This window comes from Rhodococcus sp. DMU2021, from assembly GCF_019641445.1.
In the GTDB taxonomy this organism is placed as follows: Bacteria; Actinomycetota; Actinomycetes; order Mycobacteriales; family Mycobacteriaceae; genus Rhodococcus; species Rhodococcus pyridinivorans.
The window spans coordinates 473,514-493,436 of the sequence record NZ_JAIFKB010000002.1; the positions used below are offsets into that span (position 1 = coordinate 473,514).

Consider the following 19,923-nt stretch of genomic DNA (forward strand, 5'->3'; position numbering starts at 1 on the left):
CGACCGCCAGGAAGAGTGACCGGGATCACTCCACCCCTGCGAGCCGCACGAAGGCTGCGGCGTCGAGCTTCTCCCCGCGGGTCGACGGCTCGATACCGGCCGCCAGCAGGCGCCTCTCGGCCTCCGCGGGCGAACCTGCCCATCCACTCAACGCTGCGCGCAACGTCTTTCGCCGTTGAGCGAAGGCCGCGTCGACGACGGCGAAGACCCGGGCACGTGTCCGGGCGTCGGTGGGCCACGGTGGCTCCGCATAGCGGTCGACACGCACGAGGCCCGATTCCACCTGGGGAACGGGCCAGAAGACCGCACGCCCGACGGCGCCGGCCCTGCGGACGTCGCCGAAGAACCGCGCCTTCACGCTGGGTACGCCGTAGATCTTACCGCCCGGTTCTGCTGCGAGCCGATCGGCGACCTCGGCCTGCACCATCACGAGAGCGGTTCGCAGAGTAGGGAATTCAGAGAAAAGGTGCAGCAGCACCGGCACCGCGACGTTGTAGGGCAGGTTCGCGACCAGCGCGGTGGGCGTGACGGGAAGATCCTTCGGCAGCACCTTCATCGCGTCCATGTGCACGACGTCGAAGCGGTCGGCGAGCTGCGGGGCCCGCTCCCGCACGGTAACGGGAATACGCTGCGCGAGAACGGGATCGAGCTCGACAGCGACCACACGGTCGACGACGTCGAGCAGGGCGAGGGTGAGCGAACCCAGGCCCGGCCCGACCTCGAGCACGACATCCTCAGGGCCGACCCCGGCGACGTTGACGATGCGGCGCACCGTGTTCGCGTCGTGCACGAAGTTCTGGCCGAGCTGCTTCGTCGGGCGCACCCCGAACTCCTCCGCGAGTGCGCGGACCTCGGCGGGCCCGAGCAGCGCGGCGAGGCCGCGCGGAGAAGCCGGAGTGGCCCTCGGAGTGGTTTCGGGATCGTCTGCTGACACGTGGTGAACCTAGCGCACTCGGGAGCAGGTCACACCGCGCACACCCGCGCCGGTCAGCGCAGACCGAGCTTGCTGGTGCAGGATGGCCAGGCGCCCCAGCCCTGGGCCGCCTGGACCTTCTCCGCGACGGCGATCTGCTGCTCGCGCGTCGCGAGATCGGCACGCGGCGCGTACTGGGTGCCGCCGAAGCCGGCCCACGTCTGCTGCGTGAACTGCAGGCCACCGTAGAAACCGTTGCCGGTGTTGATCGCCCAGTTGCCGGTCGCTTCGCACTGCGCGAGAGCGTCCCAGGTGGAGCCGCGACCGGAGGCCGGCACGGCGGGCTTCGGCTTGGTGCCGACGCGGACCACGACGGGCCGCGGCTCGACGAGGACCTTCGAAGCGGTCTCGGCGCGTCCGACCTCGACACCGTTGACGGTGTGAACGTCGAAGGTCACCGACCGCTCGCCCGGAGCACCCGGGTCGCTCACGGCGGCCTCACCCTCGAGCATGTTCGGATCGTCCACGCGGTTCTCCGGCGGGGCGATCGGCAGGTTCTCGGTCCGCGACTCGGTCCGGTCGCGGGTGACCACGACCTCCATGCCCTCCGCGAGTTCCGCGTCGAGGGCAGGGGTGACGCTGTCGGCCTGCTCGAGCTTCGCGCCCTGGGCCTCGAGGAACTCGGCGACCGTCGGCGCTGCGACGCGCACCTCGGCGGCGGGCGCGCCGTTGTCGGCGAAGCGCACCGTCTTGGGGTTGACGACCTCGAGATCGGCACCGTCGAGCGGGAGGCGGTGCGAACGGGAGGCGGAGACGTAGGCGTCGTCGGAGAGGCGGAACTGGTCGAGCGCCTCGTCGACGGTCAGCGCGGTGGTCCACACCGAGCGCTCCTCACCGTCGACGGTGAGGCGCAGCTCGCGAGCCTGTCGCAGGACGATGGTGTCGCCGTCGGAGACGGACGAGTCCACGGCCGGGGCCACGACGTCGTTCTCGTCGACGGTGTAGCCGGCTGCGGCCAGGATGTCGCCGACGTTGGAGTTCATCGTGCCGAAGGCACGCTGCTCACCGTCGACGTCGAGGACGACGTCCTTGTGCTGAACCACAGCAGTGGCGCCACCGGCACCGAGGGTGACGAAGACGGCGGCGACCACCGAGTAGAACACCGGCGACTTGAGGCGATTGATCTTGGTGAAAGGTGACACGATTATTTCCAGACGGACGACAACTGTGATCACAGCACGGTAACGAGACGGCATTGTTATCGCAACTTCATCGCCTTTACCTGCACAGATCATGATTTCTGTCAGATCACGGCGCACGTCACAGATATCGGATCGATATTAGCTCGATCATTTTCCAGTGTCCGAAATCGCCATTTTCGATCGACACTCGGAAGAAGAACTTCCTCGCGATTCGGGCGGCAAGGACATGGACTCCGTGAGGTAGCCGAGGATCGCGCGCAGCTGTGCCCTGCCCCATGCGGGGGCGTTCGAGGTGCCGATGCCCACAGGCTCGGACGGAGCGGCCGGCTTCGCGGGCGCAGCGGTTTCCGGGACCGCCTACCGATGGTCGCGGTTGCCGGTGATCGGCTTCGTCAGCGTCCGGCCGACCCGCTGGGAATCGGGAGATCGGCGGATCCGCTCGGTACGGGGAACTGCGGAATCGTCACAGCCGGGGTGGTGCCCGTGCGGGCCATCACGTCCATCAGGACGGCGTGCATGGTCGCGACCTGCACCGGGTCGAAGTTCGCGAGATCGAGCGGGTTCGCGCGGTTGCGCGTCTCGAGCGGATCGTCGTGCAGGTCGTAGAGCTCGAACTGCGGCAGCGCGCGTCCCGACGGATCGAAGTACATCGCGTACTTCCACCTGTCCTGCCGGACAGCACGAATGTGGTTGGGCTGCTTCACCGTCGTCTGCCCGTTGGCCGCGGCGGCATTCTCGTCGTCGAAGGTGAACAGGACGGTGTCCTGCACCTGTGGCGGCGTGCCACCGGACGACGCGCCCTCGATGACGGGCGTGAGGTCGACGCCCTTGAACGTCCACGCCGAACGGTCGGGCACGGCGGCCATCGTCGCGAGGGTGGGCATGACGTCGATCAGCGACGCGAGCGCGTCGGTGGAGACCGGCCTCGGGAACATCACCGGATTGCTCACCACGAGAGGGACATTGAGCGTCTCCTCGTAGGCGTTGAAGGCCTTCTGGCGGAGTCCGCCGTGGGAGAGCCCCATCTCACCGTGGTCGGCCACCCGGAAGACGACGGTGCGTTCGCGCATGCCCGAAACCGATTCCAGCGCATTGAGAACCGTCCCGATGTGCTGGTCGACGACCTTGTGCATGTAGGCGTACAGGTTGACGTACTGCCGTGCCGCTTCGGGACCGACGAGCGGACCGAGCGCACCTGCGAGCAGCAGGAGCAGTTCGGCCTGGGCGGTGGGCTTGAAGTTGCGGAGCAGGTCCTCGTCGATGGTGGGCGGCAGGTCGATTCCCTGCTCGAAGGCTTCGGGTGCGAAGGCCCCGTAGTTGTTGCAGTCACCGTCGACCTGATCCCAAGTCTTCGGGTACGAGAGGATGTCGTGAGGATTGGCGAACGACACGATGAGCGCGAACGGCCTGTCGTCGGAGGCGCTGCGCGACCGCAGGAATTCGGCGGCGTCGGAGGCGATCTTGCCGTCGCGGTCGGCGCAGCCACCCCCGAAGTTCTCGGGTGCTGTGTCCTGCCCCGCCTCCGGGGGCTCCCACCCCGCGAAGCCGTACCGCGCGATGTCGTCGGGCGACGGGTCGCCGCCGTCGGCGCCCTTGCTCATGTGCCATTTGCCGCGGTAGTGGACGTCGTATCCGGCGGAGAGCAGCATCTTCGCCATGTTCTGGCCGTCCACCGGCAGCACGGGTTCGGTGGGCGAGAGCGTGCCACCCTCGGTGAGGGTGCTCACCACCCCGTGCTGGGCGGGATAGAGGCCGGTGAAGAACGTGCTGCGACTGGGCGAGCACATCGCGGCGTTGCAGAACGACCGCGTGAAGGTCAGCCCGGTGTCGGCCAGACGCTGCCGGTTGGGCAGGTTGTTGCGCGCCCAGTCGGCCGGCCAGTGCATCGGCTGGCGCTCCTGGTCGGTCATGATGATGAGGATGTTGGGACGCTGCGGTGTCCGAGGCTGTGCCGCAGATGATCCGGCGCCCACGAGGCCGGCAGCGAGGAGCGCACCCGCGCCCACGAGGAAGGTCCGTCGATTGACATTCCACGTGGTGTCGCGACGCGGAACAGCCTGCTGCACGGTCATATCGGTCCTGTCGGAGAGATCCGTGAACGCGTATGTCGTGCAGGAGAATAACAAGACATATGCGTTAAGCGCGCGTCATCGGACGGAAGAGGCGCTGAGGACGATCGGGGGAAATCGTCCACAGCGCCGCGGAACCGCAGGTCAGGCCGTGCGCAGGAGCGGAACCTTCCGCGCGAGGAATCGGTCGACGCTGAACGCTCCCGCACCGACCGCGGCGAGTAGGAGGGCCCCTGCGCCGAGCGCGGCCACGAGTTCGAAACCACCGTCGCCGACGTAGATTCCGTTCTCCACGTGCACGATGAAGAACGCGCCGAGCATGAGCAGGAACAGCAGGACGCCGAAGACGGGGACGAGCACACCGAGGATGAGCGCGAGACCGCCGAGGATCTCGATCCAGGTGGCGACGAACGCCGAGACGGCCGGGGCGGGCACGCCCATTCCTTCGAAGCCGGCCTTGGTGCCTTCGTATCCCCACGAATTGAACTTCTGCAGTCCGTGCGCGAGGAAGATGACGCCGAGTACGAGTCGGGCCACGAGGATGCCGAGGTCGCGGACGAGAGGGGTCTTCATGTCGAGCCTTTCGGGTAGGAGGCCGGAGAGCCCCACTTAGTTGAAGCGACAACTAAAGTAGCAGCCCTTGGTTGTAGCTTCAACCAGACTTCTGCGCCGGTTCCGGACGGGTACCGGCGAACGCCTCCCCCAGCAACCGTCGCACGCCCACCTCCGTGACCTCCCGGGGATTCGGATACGGCTTCGCCGTCGCCAGTCGTGCCGCCTCGTCCAGATCGGACTCCCGGAACCCCAGTTCCTCGAGACTCGTCGGCCCACCGGCCGCCGTCACGAGATCGTAGACGCCCGCGGACGCCGAATCCGTGCCGAGCGCCTGCGCGACCCGCACCATGACGTGCGGTACCGACGGTTCGTTGTAGGCGAGCGCGTGGGGCAGCACGACGGTATGCGTGGCGGCATGCGGCAGGTCGAACGAGCCGCCCAGCACGTGACAGAGCTTGTGGTGCAGCCCCATTCCCGCCGAGGCGAGACAGGTTCCGGAGAGCCACGCCGCGAGCAGCAGATCCGAACGCCCCTCGGGATCGGCCGAATCCGCACCGAGCGCCGGGATACCCCGGGCGATCGCGGCCACGGCCTCGAGCGCGAGGGCGTCGACGATCGGATTGGCCTGTTCGGAGTAGAGGGCCTCGACCGCGTGGGCCATCGCGTTGATCGCGCTGGTCACCGCCAACGGAATGGGCATCGAGGTGGTGAACTCGACGTCGTAGATCACGGTCTCGGGAAGGATGTCGGGCGACGAACGCGTGGTTTTCACCCCGTCGGCGGTCTCACCGAGAACGGGCGTCACCTCCGACCCGGCGTAGGTCGTCGGCAGGATCACCTGATCGATCCCCGTGCGGAGTGCCAGTGCCTTGGCCAGTCCTGTGGTCGAGCCGCCACCCACCGCGACGACCGCATCGACGTCGTGCTCGGTGACCCGGCCGAGGACCCGTTCGGTCACCTCGACCGGCGTGTGCATCACCGCGCCGTCGAAACGCGCGACCTGCAGATCGCCGAGATACTTCTCGACCAGTTCCGCCTGGTGCCGCACGTGCTCGCCGGCGAGCAGCAAAACGCGGGAACGATCGAGTCGACGTACTTCGTCCGCGACCCGCGAGGCGGTACCGGGGCCGAAGATCACACGTACCGGATGAGAGTTGTAGACGAAGGAGCGCATGCCCGTATTCTCACGACGGGAGTGGGGACGCGCGTGCCCTTTACGAAAGTCCGTACACCCGCTCGGCGTTCGCGGTGGTGGCCGCCGCCAGTTCCTCGGCGTCCTCGCCCCGCACCTCGGCGAGCGCGCGCACGGTGTACGGCAGGCAGTACGACTCGTTCGGCGCGCCCCGGAAGGGATGCGGGGTCAGGAACGGCGCGTCGGTCTCCACCAGCACCAGCTCGCGGGGCACGAGCGGCGCCGCTTCACGCAGGGCCTTCGCGTTCTTGAAACTCACGGTGCCCGAGAAGCTCAGCAGGTATCCGGCGTCGACGCAGCGGCGGGCCATGTCGGCATCCGACGAGAAGCAGTGGAAGATCACCTTCTCGGGTGCGCCCTCGTCGTGCAGGACACGCAGCAGGTCGGCGTCGGCCTCGCGGTTGTGGATCATCAGCGGCTTGCCGAGTCGCTTCGCGAGGTCGATGTGCCAGCGGAAGCCCTCCTCCTGCTCGGCCGGTTCGGCGCACCCGTCGAGCTTGCCGGGCCAGTAGAGGTCGAGGCCGGTCTCCCCCACCGCGACGCAGCGCGGGTCGGCGGCGAGTTTCTCGATCTCGGCGCGGGTAGCGTCGTCGAGACTGTTCGCGCGGGTGGGATGGATGGCGACGGCCGCGTGGACGCGGTCGTCCCAGTGCGCAGCCCGCACGGCGAAACGCGCCGCCTCGAGATCGTCGGCGACGGTGACGATGCGTCCGACCCCCACCGCGGCGGCACGATCGACGATCGCGGAGGTCGTCGCGGCGTCCTCGGCACCGCACGCGTCGAGGTGCGTGTGGGCGTCGACGAGGGGACTCAACGGCTGCGGGGCTTCGGGGGCGGGACGGGCTGCGCTCACGCCCTATAAACTACTGGCCACCATGACTGCGCCTGATTCCTCCCGCCCGGCTGCCGGCGATCCCACCCGCCCGCCGTTCTACGTCACGACCGCGATCGCGTACCCGAACGGCGCCCCGCACATCGGGCACGCCTACGAGTACATCTCGACCGACGCGATCGCGCGGTTCAAGCGTCTCGACGGCTTCGACGTGCGCTTCCTGACCGGCACCGACGAGCACGGCCTGAAGATGCAGCAGACCGCCGCGAAGGAAGGCATCCCGGTCACCGAACTCGCGTCCCGCAACTCGGACGTGTTCGAGGCCATGGACAAGCGGCTGAACATCTCGTACGACCGGTTCATCCGCACCACGGACGCCGATCACCTCGAGGCGAGCAAGGCGATCTGGCAGCGCATGGTCGACTCGGGCGACATCTACCTCGACACCTACGCGGGGTGGTACTCGGTCCGCGACGAGGCGTTCTACACCGACGGCGAGACCACCCTGCTCGAAGACGGCTCGCGGATCTCCACCGACACCGGCACCCCCGTGGAGTGGACCGAGGAGTCCACCTACTTCTTCCGGCTGTCGGCTTATCAGGACAAGCTGCTCGAGCTCTACGAGAAGCAGCCCGACTTCATCGCCCCGGCCACCCGCCGCAACGAGATCGTCAGCTTCGTCTCCGGCGGCCTGAAGGACCTGTCGATCTCCCGCACCACCTTCGACTGGGGTGTGCCGGTCCCCGATCACCCCGATCACGTCATGTACGTGTGGGTCGACGCGCTGACCAACTACCTCACCGGCGCCGGCTTCCCCGACACCGAATCGGAGTCCTACCGCCGCTACTGGCCCGCCGACCTGCACATCATCGGCAAGGACATCACGCGGTTCCACACCGTCTACTGGCCGGCCTTCCTCATGTCGGCGGGGCTCGAACTGCCGAAGCGGGTCTTCGTCCACGGCTTCCTGTTCAACAAGGGCGAGAAGATGTCGAAGTCGGTCGGCAACGTCGTCGACCCGCTCGAGATGGTCGACCGGTACGGCCTCGACCAGCTGCGCTTCTTCCTGCTCCGCGAGATCTCCTACGGCCAGGACGGCAGCTACAGCCACGAGGCGATCGTCACCCGCATCAACGCCGATCTCGCCAACGACCTCGGCAACCTCGCGCAGCGCTCCCTGACGATGGTCGCGAAGAATCTCGAGGGCACCGTGCCCACGCCGGGCGAGTTCACCGCCGACGACGAGGCGATGCTCGCCCAGGCCGACGCGCTGCTCGCGAAGGTGCGCGCCGAGTTCGACGCGCAGGCCCTGCACCTCGGTCTCGAAGCGATCTGGCACGTCCTCGGCGAGACCAACCGTTACTTCTCGGCGCAGCAGCCGTGGGTGCTGCGCAAGACCGATCCCGAGCGGATGGCGACGGTCCTGTACGTCACGCTCGAGGTCGTTCGGATCGTGGGTCTGCTCGTCCAGCCGGTGATGCCCGATGCCGCCGCGAACATCCTCGATCTCCTCGGTCAGACACCCGAGGCACGGCAGTTCGACGCCGTCGCGACCCGCCTGGCTCCGGGCACGACCCTGCCCGCCCCGGCACCGGTGTTCCCGCGCTACGTCGACGAGGACTGAGCGTCCGATCCGGCGACGGAGAGCTTCACCTGCGTGTTCTCCGTCGCCGCGCAAACCTGTCGGTGCCGTGCGCAACACTGCGGCGCATGCGCAGCGATAGAACACATGTTCGATCCGATGGCCTGAACGAGCACTCCCTGCTCGCCGAGCTGGGCGGTGCCTACGAGCGGGGATGGCAGCCCGCCGACGTGCTCCACGTGACGGCCCGCTCGGGTGGTCCCTCCGATGTCGCACTGACGGCGGCCACGATGCTGTTCGACGCGCAGATCCGGCGCGCGGCCGAACGCGCCCCCGTCGAGTGGGTACGGCAGCTCGACGAGATCACCCGCCGGCACCCGCGTCCGGCCCACGCCGCCGGAGCCCCGACCCTGGCCGACGGTCTGTTCCGCGCGTTCCCCGACGTCACCCGCTTCGAGATCGAAGGGCTCGCCTTCACCTGGAAGTACCTGCCGTCCTTCGCGATCCTCACACCCCCGCCGTCGCGATGGCCGTCCGTCCGGTCCGGCGACCCGTCTGCGCCCGCCCCGCCCGACACCCGGATCCTCGAACGCATCCGGGCACTGCTGTCGAAGGCCGAGTCCACCGACTTCCCCGACGAGGCCGAAGCGCTCACCGCGAAGGCGCAGGAACTCGTCTCGCGTCACGCCGTGGGTGCGGCGCTGCTGGCCGGACCCGACTCCGGCACAGACCCGGTCGTCGGCCGGCGCATCCACCTCGACAGCCCGTACATCCGCGAGAAGGTCCTGCTCCTCACCGCCATCGGCGACGCGAACCGCGTGCGCACGGTGTGGTTCACCCGGGTGCAGATCGCGACGATCGTCGGTACCGCCACCGACCTGCAGCAGGCCGAGATGCTGTACACCTCGCTGCTCGTGCAGGCCGGACGGGCCGTGCAGGCGGCCGGAACGGCGGGGCGGCGCGGATCGTCCGCGACCTCCTTCCGCCGCGCCTTCCTCACCGGCTACGCGCACCGGATCGGCGAACGTCTCCGCGAGGCGGACGTCCGGGCCACCGCCCACGCCGCCGCCGACGCGCAGATGCCCATCACGAAACTCGCACCCATCCTCGCCAGACGCTCCGACGCCGTCGACACCGAGTTCCGGCGGTTGTTCCCCGTCACCCGCGACTCGCGTAGCCGCGGGGTCGACGCCGACGGCTTCCACGCCGGTCGGGATGCGGCCGAGACCGCCTCGCTGACAACGGAATTCCGCACGGTCGGTCGCTGACCGGATCGATCACCGACGAGGTCGACAGCAGGAGACGGGCGTCACAGGAATTGGCGGTGGCGCCGTGTCACATCCCTGCCACGAGCGGTGTCCTATCGGTGACACCACTTCCGACAAGCGAAGGGAACAGAGCGATGACGACGCAATTCCATGTGGTGGTCGTAGGGGCGGGCTACGCCGGAGTGATGGCTGCGAACCGCTTGCTCGCCGAACACCCCGAGGTGGCGGTCACCGTCGTGAACCCGCGACCGGTCTTCGTCGAACGCGTCCGGCTCCACCAGGTGGCGGCCGGATCCGGAACCGCCACACACGAACTGTCCGATCTCCTGCACCCGCGGGTGACGCTGCACGTCGGCACGGCCGTACGGATCGAGCCCTACGCGGTGTCCCTCGCCGACGGCACGGTCCTGCCATGCGACGCGGTGGTCTACGCCGTCGGCAGCACCACGGGCTCCGGCGCGATCCCCGGTGCGGAGAAGGCGTTCTCCGTCGCCGACCTCGACTCCGCCACTGCCCTGCGCGACGCGCTCCTCGAGGCGGACGATCACGCCTCCGTCGTCGTGATCGGTGGCGGGCTCACCGGTCTCGAGACCGTCACCGAACTCGCACAGTCGCATCCGCGGCACACCCTCGTCCTCGTCGGCGATCCGGGAGCGGCCCTTCCTGTGAACACGCAGCGTTACATCCGCCACCGGCTCGACGAACTGGGCGTTCAGGTCCGGTCGGGAACGCGGGTCGCCCACATCGACGACGGCTCGGTCGTCCTCGACGACGGCTCCGAAATCCCCGCGACCCTCGTGGTCCGCACGGCCGGTTTCTCCGTGCCCGACCTGGCCCGTCGCAGCGGCCTGCCGGTCGACGACGACGGTCGTCTCCGGGTGCGCGACACCCTGCAGGCGGTCGACGGCTCGCCGATCGTCGGCGTGGGCGACGCAGTGGTGGTGGACGGCAATGACCACCTGCGCATGAGCTGCCAGGCGGCGATGCCGCTCGGCATCCACGGCGCCGACACGGTGTGGCAGTTGTTGCAGGGACGCGAGCCGGCACCGCTCTCGCTCGGTTTCGTCACGACCTGCATCTCTCTCGGCCGCGATCGCGGCGTCGTGCAGTTGTCGGCACGCGACGACACCCCGTCGAGGTGGGCCCTGCGCGGTCGGCTCGCAGCACCGGTGAAGGAAGCCGTCGTTCGTGGGACCATCCACACCATGCAACTCCAGGCGCGCGGACGTGCCCTGCCGTCCCGACGCGGACCGGACACCGCCGCACGCGAGAAGGCTCACGTATGACCGGCGACGACGTCTTCACCGAGCATCGGGGACTGCTGTTCTCGATCGCCTACGAGATCACCGGCAGTGTCGCCGACAGCGAGGACGTCCTGCAGGAGAGTTACATCCGCTGGGCCCGCACCGACACCGGCAGCGTCGACAATCCGCGGGCCTACGCGGCGCAGATCGTGACGCGTCAGGCGCTGAACTCGCTGCGCTCGGCGCAACGCCGCCGGGAGGACTACGTCGGGCCGTGGTTGCCCGAGCCGATGCTCACCGCCCCCGACGCAGCCGCCGAGGTCGAACTCGCCGAGTCGGTGTCGACCGCGATGCTGTTGGTGCTCGAGACATTGACGCCCGTCGAACGCGCGGTTTTCGTGATGCGCGAGGTGTTCGGTTTCGAGTACGGGCGCATCGCCGAGACGGTCGACCGTACCGAGAGTGCCGTCCGGCAGATCGCGCACCGCGCCCGCGAGCACGTCCATGCCCGGCAGCGACGCTTCACTCCCGCGGGCGACGAGACCGACCGGGTGGTCGCGGCGTTCCTCACCGCGGCCACCACCGGCGACCTCGACGGACTGCTGTCGCTGCTGGCTCCCGACGTGCGGTACCTCGCCGACGGTGGCGGCAAGGTCACTGCGGCCCGAGTTCCGGTCTTCGGCTCCGCGAAGGTCGCCGGCCTGTTCCTCGGACTGGTCCGGCATCCGCTGCCCGACATGACCATCGAGCCGGCCGTGGTGAACTCGATGCCCGGTTTCCTCGTCTACTCGGCAGGTGTCCTCGACATGGTGCTGCACCTCGAGATCGACGACCACCTGATCACCGGCGTCTACGTGGTCCGCAATCCCGACAAGCTCACGCATCTCCGGGCTCGTCCCGATGCTTCCGACCAGACATGACAAGCTGACGCCATGCGGATGGAACGACTCGGCCGCGGCGGCACCGTCGATCGCGTGCTCGGTGCACTCGCAGAACGCGCCAGGATCCTCGCGATCCCCGCCCCGGCGGCACTGTCGGGTGAATGGTTCGGGGCGGCGGCCGTGCTCGTCCCGTCCGTGTCCGTCGAATCCGTCCCACCGGCAGAGGTCTTCTCCCTCCCCGCGGACGCTCCCGGGCCCGGCGGTGCCGATCGGCGCTTCCAGCGGAGTGACGACCGGCCGCTCATCGGAGGCGGGCGCATCGGTTATCTCGCCTACCCGGATCGCATCCCGGACCGACCCGCGCTGCCCCTCGCCGCGAGCGGGTGGACCGACACTGTCCTGCGTCTCGACGCCGACGGGTGCTGGTGGTACGAGACCCTCGGTACCGCACCCTGCCCCGACGATCTCGCCGCGGCAGTCCTCGATTCACCGTCGACCGCCGCCCCGCCGACGAACGCCACAGAGTCGACGAACGCCACGGACTGGCACATCGACTGGACACCACCGCCTCGCGACGAGCACCGCCGCGGCGTCGAACACTGTCTCGACGCGATCCGCGCCGGCGAGGTGTACCAGGCGTGCGTGTGCACGCGGTTCACGGGCAGATGGGACGGCGATCCGCTGGCGTTCTTCGCCGACGGGATCTCCCGGACTGACCCTCCGCGCGCCGCCTACCTGCAGGGATCGTGGGGTGCGGTCGCGTCGCTCTCGCCCGAACTGTTCGTCTCCCTCCACGGCGACACGCTGCGGTCGAGTCCGATCAAGGGCACCCTCCCCCTCTCCGCCGACCCCGCCGGGCTACGGGCATCGGTCAAGGACGTCGCCGAGAACGTGATGATCGTCGATCTCGTCCGCAACGATCTCGGCCGCGTCGCCGAGACCGGTTCGGTGCGGGTCGAGGATCTTCTGACGGTGCGTCCCGCACCCGGCGTGTGGCATCTGGTGTCCACCGTCGCGGCGGAGCGGCGACCGGGTGTGACGGTCGCCGATGTGCTCGACGCGGCGTTCCCGCCCGCATCGGTGACGGGCTGCCCGAAACTCCGCGCCCGGACGCTGCTCACCAGGTGGGAGGGTTCCGCGCGAGGTGTCTACTGCGGCACCGTCGGCATGTCGAGTCCGATCGCCGGCACCGAACTGAACGTCGCGATCCGCACCGTCGAGTTCGGGCACGACGACAGCGGCAACGGCGTGTGCGCGCTCGGTGTGGGAGGCGGCATCACCATCGACTCCGATCCCGACGCGGAATGGCAGGAATGCCTCGACAAGGCCGCCAGCATCCTCGCGCTCGGCGACGCGCGGGCAGCCGTTCAGCACACCTCGTCGGGAGGCGACGGCAACTCGTAACGGTCGAGGACCTCCTCGAGTCGCACCGAGGTGGAACGGCAGATGCGGGCTACGACGGCATCGGCGTCGAGCCCCCATGTGCGGAGCAGACCGTCGCCACCGGCGGCGACGATGGTGCTGTCGGGCGCGAAGGTCACCTGCCATCGTCCCGTTCCCATGTCGGTGACCGGGCCACCGATCTCGTGCATGCCGCCCGGGTCGGCGACGTCCCACAGACGGACAGTGCCGTCGTCGCTGCCGCTGACCGCGCGGGTGCCGTCGAGGGTGATGGAGACGGAGTAGACCGTGCCGGTGTGGCCGCTCAACCGGGTCTCGCGGGCGACGAAGTCACCGGACTCGGTGCGGTCCCAGACCACCACGTCGTGGTCGTCCCCGCCGGTCACCAGCACGTCGCTCGACCCGTCGAAGGCCACGGTGTTCACGCCGGTTGCGTGCCCGTCCGAGACGTTCACCCGTGTCGGGGAGCGCGGATCGGTCACGTTCCAGGCGTAGATCTCGCTGTCGGCGCTCGTGACCACGAGACTTCGGCCGTCGGGGCTGATGGCAGCACTGCGCACGAGATTCTTCGGTCCCGTCAGCGGCTGGCCCCACGGCACCGGTTCGGCGGGATCCGCGATGTCCCACAACTGCACCGTGGAGTCGTCGGCGCCGGTCACGAGGGTCGTGCCGTCGGGTCCGAACGCCAGGGCGGAGGTGAACCTCGTGTCGAGCGGCACCGGATCGCCGAACGGCTTCGGTGTTGCCGGATCGCGCACGTCCCACAATTGCACGCTGCCGCCGGAGGTCGGTGCCGTGGCCAGGATCGTGCCCGAGGGCGAGAGCGCGCACACGTACGCACCGCCGAGCGGGCGCGGCAACGCGATCCCACCGGCGCGGTTCCAGTCGCCGCCCTGACCGACCCGCCAGAGCGTGACATCCGGTCCGTAGCTGCCGGTCGCGACGAGGGCTCCGGCACGATCGATCGCCGGCCTGGTCAGCGCTCCGTCGGCGACCGCCATCCGGGTCTGCGGCATCGTCCACACCCGGACGTTGGAATCCTGTCCGCCGGTGACGACGGTGGTCCCGGTCGGGCTCACCGCGAGCGTCGGGACACCGCCTCCGTGCCCGGTCAGCGGCGGGCCGATCTCGTCGAGGGTTCGTGTCGACGGGTCGACGTCCCACAGTTTCGCGGTGCCGTCCCAGGACGCGCTCGCCAGTGTGCGTCCGTCGGGGAGGAACGCGATGTTCCAGACACCGCCGGTGTGGGCGTTCGTCGGCACCCCCAGCGGGCGGGCCGCGCGCGGATCGGTGGTGTCGAACAGGTGCAGCACACCGTCGTCGCTGCTCGCCGCGAGGATCGTGCCGTCGCCGTTGAAGCTCACCGAATGGGCCACGTCGCCGAAACCGGTGAGCGGCTCACCGAGCGGCACCGGCCGCGAGGGCGTGCTCACGTCCCATAGCCGGACGGTGCGGTCGTCGCTCGACGTGGCGAGGACCTGCCCACCGGGACGGAAGGCCACCGTCCGCACACCACCGTCGTGCTCGTCGACCAAGGTGACGGGGAACCGGCCCGATCCGGGATCCGAGGTGTCGACGAGTGCGACGTGCCCGTCGTCGTAGGGCACGGCGAGCACCCGCCCGTTGGGTGAGTACCGCACGTTGTGCACGGCGCCGTCGGCGTAGACCTGCCGGTCGAGCACCACGTGCGGCGCGGCACGATCGGACGCGTCGTAGATCCACACACCACCGTCACCTGCCCCGATCGCGAGGAAACGGCCGTCGGGGCTGAACGAGACGGACGCCATGTACTTCGACGACAACCGCAACGGCTCGCCCACGGCGGACGGTTCGTCGCCGTCGAGTGCCCACAGGCGGACGGTGCCGTCATCGCTCGCCGACGCGAGGGTGGCCCCGTCGGGGGAGACGACGACGCCGTAGACCGGCCCGGTGTGTCCGCTCAGTGTGTAGGCGAGGGGCACGGCCTGGCTGGCGATGAGCCTCGAGTACGCGACCGGGCTGTCGGGCTGGAGTTCGGCCGCGACGAGCGCCAGGTTCGCCGAGATCGTGGAGTCCTTGTCCCGCAGGGAGTCGGACAGCGCGACGATCTGCTGGAACTGCGCGGTGCTCCGTGCCGTCTCGGCCCGGCTCTTCGCGTCCCAGGCCAGTCCGGTCATGACGAACGCGATGATCGTGGACAGCGCCATCGCGGTGATGCCGACCCGCCGGGTCCGGGTCTCGCGGGCGATCTGCCGGCGGGAGGCGTCGAGGAAGGCCACCGCGGTGGGGCTGAGCGCGACCGGCCCGCGCCGGCCCTCGGGAGTGCCCGCCATGGCGAGGTGCGGATTCTGCTCGGACACGACGTCCATGCGTCCGCGCTGGTAGAGCAGCTCGCGGTTGCGTCCGGAGCCGAGCCAGGTCGACGCGTCGGCCTCGATCTGCTGTCGCAGGGCGGCACCGGCGCGGTCCTGCTGGATCCAGGACTTGAGTCGGGGCCACGCGTCGATCACCGCATCGTGGATGAGTTCGACATAGTCGGCGTCGACGACGAGCACACGTGCCGACACGAAATGGTCGAGGACGCGCTTCGACGCGTCGCGATCCTCCCCGCCGACCGCGAGCAGTTCGTTCAGCGACCGCGCGATCTTGACGTCCGTGCCGGTCGTGGTGACGTACACCAGGTGGACGAGCATCGAGCGGGCACGGGCACGGTCGGAATCGTCGGCGAGACTCTCCCACGCTCGTTCGGCGCCGGCGGCGACGGATCCGCGGACCCCGCCGGTCGCGCGGTAGGCGGCGACGGTGAGCGTGCCCCCGCTGCGCTTGTCCCACAGGGAGTCGAGCAGGTGGGACAGCAGGGGAAGCTCGGTGCCGCTGATCTCACCGTCGGCCAGTCCGGTGAGGTCGTGGAGGATGAGGTCGACGAGACCTGGTTCGAGGCGGACACCCACGAGTTTGGCGGGCGCGGTGATGACCTCGACGAGATCGTCGCGGTCGAGGGGCTGGACGGTCTTGGTCCGCCGTTCGAGGGCCCGGGCGAGCACGGGAGTGCCCACTGCCTGGTCGTAGAAGTCCGACCTCATCGTCGCGACGACGAGTGCGGGCGCGTCGCCGTCCGAACCGGTCGACGCCGTCTCGATCAGGGTGAGGAACTCGGTGCGCAGAGCGACGTCGCTGCACTGGGTGAACAGTTCCTCGATCTGGTCGACCACGATCAGCAGCAAGGACGACGACGTACGGGAGGTCGCGGCACGCAGGGCCGCGTGGACGGCGGTGTGGTCGGCGGGGTCGCCGACGTCGGTCAGTTCGGGGAGCGCGTCGACGAGTCGTGCCACCGGGTCGGTGCCGGGGGTGAGGACCACCGGGTGGCAGTCCGGCGCGGAACACAGCTGGGGAATGAGACCGGCCTGTACGAGCGAGGACTTGCCGACGCCGGAGGCACCGGTCACCACGACCGGGCCCTGCCCGTGGGAGGCCGTCACCACGTCGGCGAGGGTCCGCACACTCTGGGCGCGCCCGAAGAACAACCGGGCGTCGTTCTGACGGTAGGAGGCGAGTCCCTTGTAAGGGCGGATCCCGGGCGGCACCGATACCGATGCCGATTCCTTGGTGCGCGGAGCGTTCGCCTGGCCGCGCGCGGCCTTCCACCAGTTCTCCCACTGCTTCAGGGAGTACAGACCGGGGGCCGGCGGTTCGGCGTTGAGCTCCCGCGCCGCGCGGATGAGGACCACGAGCACCGGATGCACCGACTCGAAGTTGGCCGGCATCCGGTTGCCGCTGCGCCAGTCGCTGACCCGCTGTACGGAGACGGTCCGGTCGCTGCCCACCGCCCGGGCGACGGTCGCGGCATCCGAGACGACCTTCTTGAGGGCGGGACGACCGGCTGCGGCGAACAGCATGCGCAACTGGTCGGCGAAGAACTGACGCTGCGCCGAACCAGGCTTTCCGCCGGTCTCTGACATCCGTTCCGCGCCCTTCGTGCTCCCGTTCCCCGCCTGCAAACATCCGCTGCGGAAAAATTCCTCACCACGTCTGAGCAGGGATGATACCGGTTCCGCGCCGGTCGGTATTCTTCGTCCCCATCAAACACGGGGAAGAGTGGTGACCACGCAAGGTTCGGCCTTGCAGTGTGGGGCGGGGGCCTCCACGCCGATAGGGACTGACGAGGGGTAGTTCCGGGTCGGCGTGGAGGCATGCTCCACATACGTTCGGCCCCGCATCACGCGGGGCCCTTCGCGTATCCCCGGCCTACTTCACGACGTCGGGATCGTCCGTCGCGACGGGGCCGTTCAACAGATACGGATCGCGATCCAGGTAGGCCTTCGTCTCCCGCGCGATCAGACCCGACAGCACCAGCAGGCCGATCAGGTTCGGCAGGGCCATGAGGCCGTTCATCACGTCCGAGAAGTTCCAGACCACCTCGAGCTGGGTGGTGGCACCGATGAACACCACGATCACGAAGATCGCGCGGTAGGGCACCACGCCGCGGCGACCGACGAGACGCTCGACGCACCGCTCGCCGTAGTACGACCAGCCGAGGATCGTCGAGAAGGCGAAGAAGACGACCGAGATGGCAACGATCCAGTGACCCCAGTCCCCACCGAGGCCGTCGGCGAAGCCGGCCGATGTCATCGCGGCGCCCTGCTCGCCGGACTCCCAGGCTCCGGTCGTGACGATGACCAGACCGGTGAAGGTGACGACGATGATCGTGTCGATGAACGTCTGGGTCATCGACACCAGGCCCTGACGCACCGGGTGGGTGGTCTGGGCGGCCGCGGCGGCGATCGCCGCGCTGCCCATGCCCGACTCGTTCGAGAAGATGCCGCGCGCCACGCCGTAACGCAGAGCGATCATGAAGACCGATCCGATGAAGCCACCGGTGGCCGCCGTGCCGGTGAAGGCATCGGTGAAGATGAGCGCGAAGGCATCGGGGATCTGCGTGAAGTTGACCGCGAGGACGATGATGCCGGCGCCGACGTAGAGGAGGATCATCGCGGGCACGAAGCCGGCGGTGACCCTGCCGATGGACTTGATGCCGCCGAGCAGGACTGCCGCGGCGAGCACGGTCATCACGATGCCACTGAGCCAGGTCGGCACACCGAAGGTGCCGTCGAGCTGGGTAGCGACGGTGTTGGCCTGGGTCATGTTGCCGATGCCGAAGCTGGCGAGCACGGCGAACACCGCGAACAGCAGACTCAGGACGAGACCGGCCTTGTTGGGGATGGCGCGGGCGAGGTAGTACTGCGGACCACCGCTCTGCTCACCCTTGGCGTCGGTCGTGCGGTACTTCACGCCGAGGAACGCCTCGGAGTACTTGCTGGCCATGCCGACCAGGCCGGTGACCCACATCCAGAACAGCGCGCCGGGCCCGCCGAAGTAGATCGCGGTGCCGACACCGGCGATGTTGCCCACGCCCACCGTCGCGGCGAGCGCGGTGGTCAGTGCCTGGTACTGGGAGATGTCGCCTTCGGTGGCGCCTTCGTCGTGGCGGGTGATCAGACCCAGCCGCAGTGCGGGCCACAGCTTGCGGAACTGGATGCCCTTCAGCCGAATCGTGAGCACGAGGCCCGTGCCCAACAGCAGCGGGATGAGCAGGTACGGCCCCCACACCACCCCGCCCACCTCGACGAGGAAATCGTTCACCGAATCCATCCGCGTCCTCCTGATCGTCCGAAGCCCCCGACAGCGTCCGACCGGCCGGTGCCGGTGACGTCTGCGCTCGGGACCCGGCAGAGTCTAAGCTTCCGTGGCACGCAGTGTCCCCGGACCCCGCGGCGCGTCCGATATGCGTTCTTCTCGATCGGTGGGCGGCAGGCCGCGTCAGTCGCGACGCGATTCCAGCACCGCGTCAGTCGCGACGCGATTCCAGCACCGCGTCACTCGCGACGCGATTCCAGCACCGCGTCAGTCGCGACGCGCTTCCAGCACCGCGTCGTACAGTTCGCGCTTCGAGACCGTCGCACCGGACGAGGTCGACGCCGCTTCGGCGACGACGGCGCAGGCGTCCTTCAGCCGCATCCCGTCCTCGACCTTCCGTTCCACCTCGTCGACGAGGTCGACGGGGTCGGTGGCCACGGCAACCGCCCCTTCGAGCACCACGGTGATCTCACCGCGCGCGCCCTCGACGGCCCACTCGGCGAGTTCGGCGAGCGTGCCGCGGCGCACTTCCTCGTAGGTCTTGGTGAGTTCGCGGCAGACGGCGGCGCGACGGTCACCGCCGAGCACGTCGACGGCGTCGGCCAGACAGGCCGCGAGCCGGTGCGGTGCCTCGAAGAACACCACGGCGCGAGGCTCCTGGACGAGCGTGCCGAAATACGCGCGTCGCTGGCCCGGCTTGCGGGGTGGGAACCCGTCGAAGCAGAACCGCTCGACCGGCAGGCCCGACAGGGCGAGGGCGGTGGTCACGGCGGACGGACCGGGCAGGCAGGTCACCGGCAGACCGGCCTCGACGCACGCCGCGACGAGCCGATAGCCGGGATCGCTCACCGACGGCATGCCCGCGTCGGTGACGAGCAGGACGGTGCGGCCCTCCTCGATGTCGGTGACCAGGCCCGGCAGTCGCGACACCTCGACCTGATCGTAGAAGCTCACGACCCGCCCGGTGATGGTGACGCCGAGCGCCGCGGCGAGTGCCTTGGTGCGCCGGGTGTCCTCGGCGGCGATGACGTCGGCGGTGCCGAGAGCGTCGCGGAGACGCGCCGAGGCGTCACCGATATCTCCCATCGGAGTGGCGGCCAGCACGAGCCGGCCCTCTCCCGGATTCGCGCCGTGGACCGGTTTGGCTGCCTGCATACGGCTCAGCCTA

The 19,923-nt window shown here is 69.1% G+C and carries 14 protein-coding genes; 5 read left to right on the forward strand and 9 right to left on the reverse strand.

The features are described from left to right. Window positions 1-25: 25 nt before the first annotated feature. The 6 genes from rsmA to K3M35_RS05665 all read right to left on the reverse strand — a co-directional run bounded on the left by rsmA (window position 26) and on the right by K3M35_RS05665 (window position 6,784). Complete coding sequence (gene rsmA, locus K3M35_RS05640) at window positions 26-934, reverse strand: 16S rRNA (adenine(1518)-N(6)/adenine(1519)-N(6))-dimethyltransferase RsmA (RefSeq protein WP_006553819.1); 909 nt, start codon at window positions 932-934, stop codon at window positions 26-28. A gap of 53 nt (window positions 935-987) precedes the next feature. Then, the gene (locus K3M35_RS05645; RefSeq protein ID WP_006553818.1) at window positions 988-2,115 is read right to left on the reverse strand and encodes a resuscitation-promoting factor; all 1,128 of its coding nucleotides are present in this window, start codon (window positions 2,113-2,115) and stop codon (window positions 988-990) included. A 392-nt stretch (window positions 2,116-2,507) separates the two neighbouring features. Further along, window positions 2,508-4,187 carry a sulfatase-like hydrolase/transferase gene (locus tag K3M35_RS05650; protein ID WP_220666130.1) on the reverse strand — a complete coding sequence of 560 codons (1,680 nt, stop codon included), beginning with the start codon at window positions 4,185-4,187 and terminating at the stop codon, window positions 2,508-2,510. Between the two features lie 141 nt (window positions 4,188-4,328). Further along, entirely contained in the window at window positions 4,329-4,757 is a 429-nt protein-coding gene (locus tag K3M35_RS05655) for a DoxX family protein (protein WP_019288774.1), read from the reverse strand. 79 nt (window positions 4,758-4,836) lie between these two features. Further along, entirely contained in the window at window positions 4,837-5,913 is a 1,077-nt protein-coding gene (locus K3M35_RS05660) for a maleylacetate reductase (RefSeq protein ID WP_220666131.1), read from the reverse strand. A gap of 40 nt (window positions 5,914-5,953) precedes the next feature. Then, a complete protein-coding gene (locus tag K3M35_RS05665) occupies window positions 5,954-6,784 on the reverse strand; it encodes a TatD family hydrolase (RefSeq protein ID WP_060652139.1) in 831 nt (276 codons plus the stop codon). A 22-nt stretch (window positions 6,785-6,806) separates the two neighbouring features. Between K3M35_RS05665 and metG the strand changes: the two genes are divergently transcribed. The 5 genes from metG to K3M35_RS05690 all read left to right on the forward strand — a co-directional run bounded on the left by metG (window position 6,807) and on the right by K3M35_RS05690 (window position 13,142). Continuing rightward, window positions 6,807-8,387, forward strand: coding sequence for a methionine--tRNA ligase (gene metG, locus K3M35_RS05670; protein ID WP_006553813.1), 1,581 nt, complete (start codon window positions 6,807-6,809; stop codon window positions 8,385-8,387). A gap of 86 nt (window positions 8,388-8,473) precedes the next feature. Further along, a complete protein-coding gene (locus K3M35_RS05675; protein WP_051121661.1) occupies window positions 8,474-9,613 on the forward strand; it encodes a DUF2786 domain-containing protein in 1,140 nt (379 codons plus the stop codon). A gap of 134 nt (window positions 9,614-9,747) precedes the next feature. Next, complete coding sequence (locus K3M35_RS05680; protein WP_081263403.1) at window positions 9,748-10,899, forward strand: NAD(P)/FAD-dependent oxidoreductase; 1,152 nt, start codon at window positions 9,748-9,750, stop codon at window positions 10,897-10,899. Continuing rightward, the gene (locus K3M35_RS05685) at window positions 10,896-11,777 is read left to right on the forward strand and encodes an RNA polymerase sigma-70 factor (protein ID WP_024103206.1); all 882 of its coding nucleotides are present in this window, start codon (window positions 10,896-10,898) and stop codon (window positions 11,775-11,777) included. Before K3M35_RS05680 ends, K3M35_RS05685 begins: the two co-directional genes overlap by 4 nt. Before the next feature lie 12 nt (window positions 11,778-11,789). Further along, complete coding sequence (locus tag K3M35_RS05690) at window positions 11,790-13,142, forward strand: aminodeoxychorismate synthase component I (RefSeq protein WP_071934493.1); 1,353 nt, start codon at window positions 11,790-11,792, stop codon at window positions 13,140-13,142. Here K3M35_RS05690 and K3M35_RS05695 read toward each other — a convergent pair. The 3 genes from K3M35_RS05695 to rsmI all read right to left on the reverse strand — a co-directional run bounded on the left by K3M35_RS05695 (window position 13,106) and on the right by rsmI (window position 19,910). Beyond that, window positions 13,106-17,080, reverse strand: a complete 3,975-nt coding sequence (locus K3M35_RS05695) for a hypothetical protein (protein WP_064061784.1) — start codon at window positions 17,078-17,080, stop codon at window positions 13,106-13,108. The two genes, K3M35_RS05690 and K3M35_RS05695, sit on opposite strands and share 37 nt — an antisense overlap. Before the next feature lie 286 nt (window positions 17,081-17,366). Next, window positions 17,367-18,770, reverse strand: a complete 1,404-nt coding sequence (locus tag K3M35_RS05700) for a sodium:alanine symporter family protein (protein ID WP_041803560.1) — start codon at window positions 18,768-18,770, stop codon at window positions 17,367-17,369. A 252-nt stretch (window positions 18,771-19,022) separates the two neighbouring features. Continuing rightward, window positions 19,023-19,910, reverse strand: a complete 888-nt coding sequence (rsmI, locus tag K3M35_RS05705) for a 16S rRNA (cytidine(1402)-2'-O)-methyltransferase (RefSeq protein WP_051424886.1) — start codon at window positions 19,908-19,910, stop codon at window positions 19,023-19,025. Window positions 19,911-19,923: the final 13 nt, after the last annotated feature.

Bases quoted from the DNA above. Each gene is read 5' to 3' on its own strand.
- K3M35_RS05650 (WP_220666130.1), bottom strand. From the start codon at position 4,187: ATGACCGTGCAGCAGGCTGTTCCGCGTCGCGACACCACGTGGAATGTC.
- K3M35_RS05655 (WP_019288774.1), bottom strand. From the start codon at position 4,757: ATGAAGACCCCTCTCGTCCGCGACCTCGGCATCCTCGTGGCCCGACTC.
- K3M35_RS05660 (WP_220666131.1), bottom strand. From the start codon at position 5,913: ATGCGCTCCTTCGTCTACAACTCTCATCCGGTACGTGTGATCTTCGGC.
- metG (WP_006553813.1), top strand. From the start codon at position 6,807: ATGACTGCGCCTGATTCCTCCCGCCCGGCTGCCGGCGATCCCACCCGC.
- K3M35_RS05675 (WP_051121661.1), top strand. From the start codon at position 8,474: ATGCGCAGCGATAGAACACATGTTCGATCCGATGGCCTGAACGAGCAC.
- K3M35_RS05680 (WP_081263403.1), top strand. From the start codon at position 9,748: ATGACGACGCAATTCCATGTGGTGGTCGTAGGGGCGGGCTACGCCGGA.
- K3M35_RS05685 (WP_024103206.1), top strand. From the start codon at position 10,896: ATGACCGGCGACGACGTCTTCACCGAGCATCGGGGACTGCTGTTCTCG.
- K3M35_RS05690 (WP_071934493.1), top strand. From the start codon at position 11,790: ATGCGGATGGAACGACTCGGCCGCGGCGGCACCGTCGATCGCGTGCTC.
- K3M35_RS05695 (WP_064061784.1), bottom strand. From the start codon at position 17,080: ATGTCAGAGACCGGCGGAAAGCCTGGTTCGGCGCAGCGTCAGTTCTTC.
- K3M35_RS05700 (WP_041803560.1), bottom strand. From the start codon at position 18,770: ATGGATTCGGTGAACGATTTCCTCGTCGAGGTGGGCGGGGTGGTGTGG.
- rsmI (WP_051424886.1), bottom strand. From the start codon at position 19,910: ATGCAGGCAGCCAAACCGGTCCACGGCGCGAATCCGGGAGAGGGCCGG.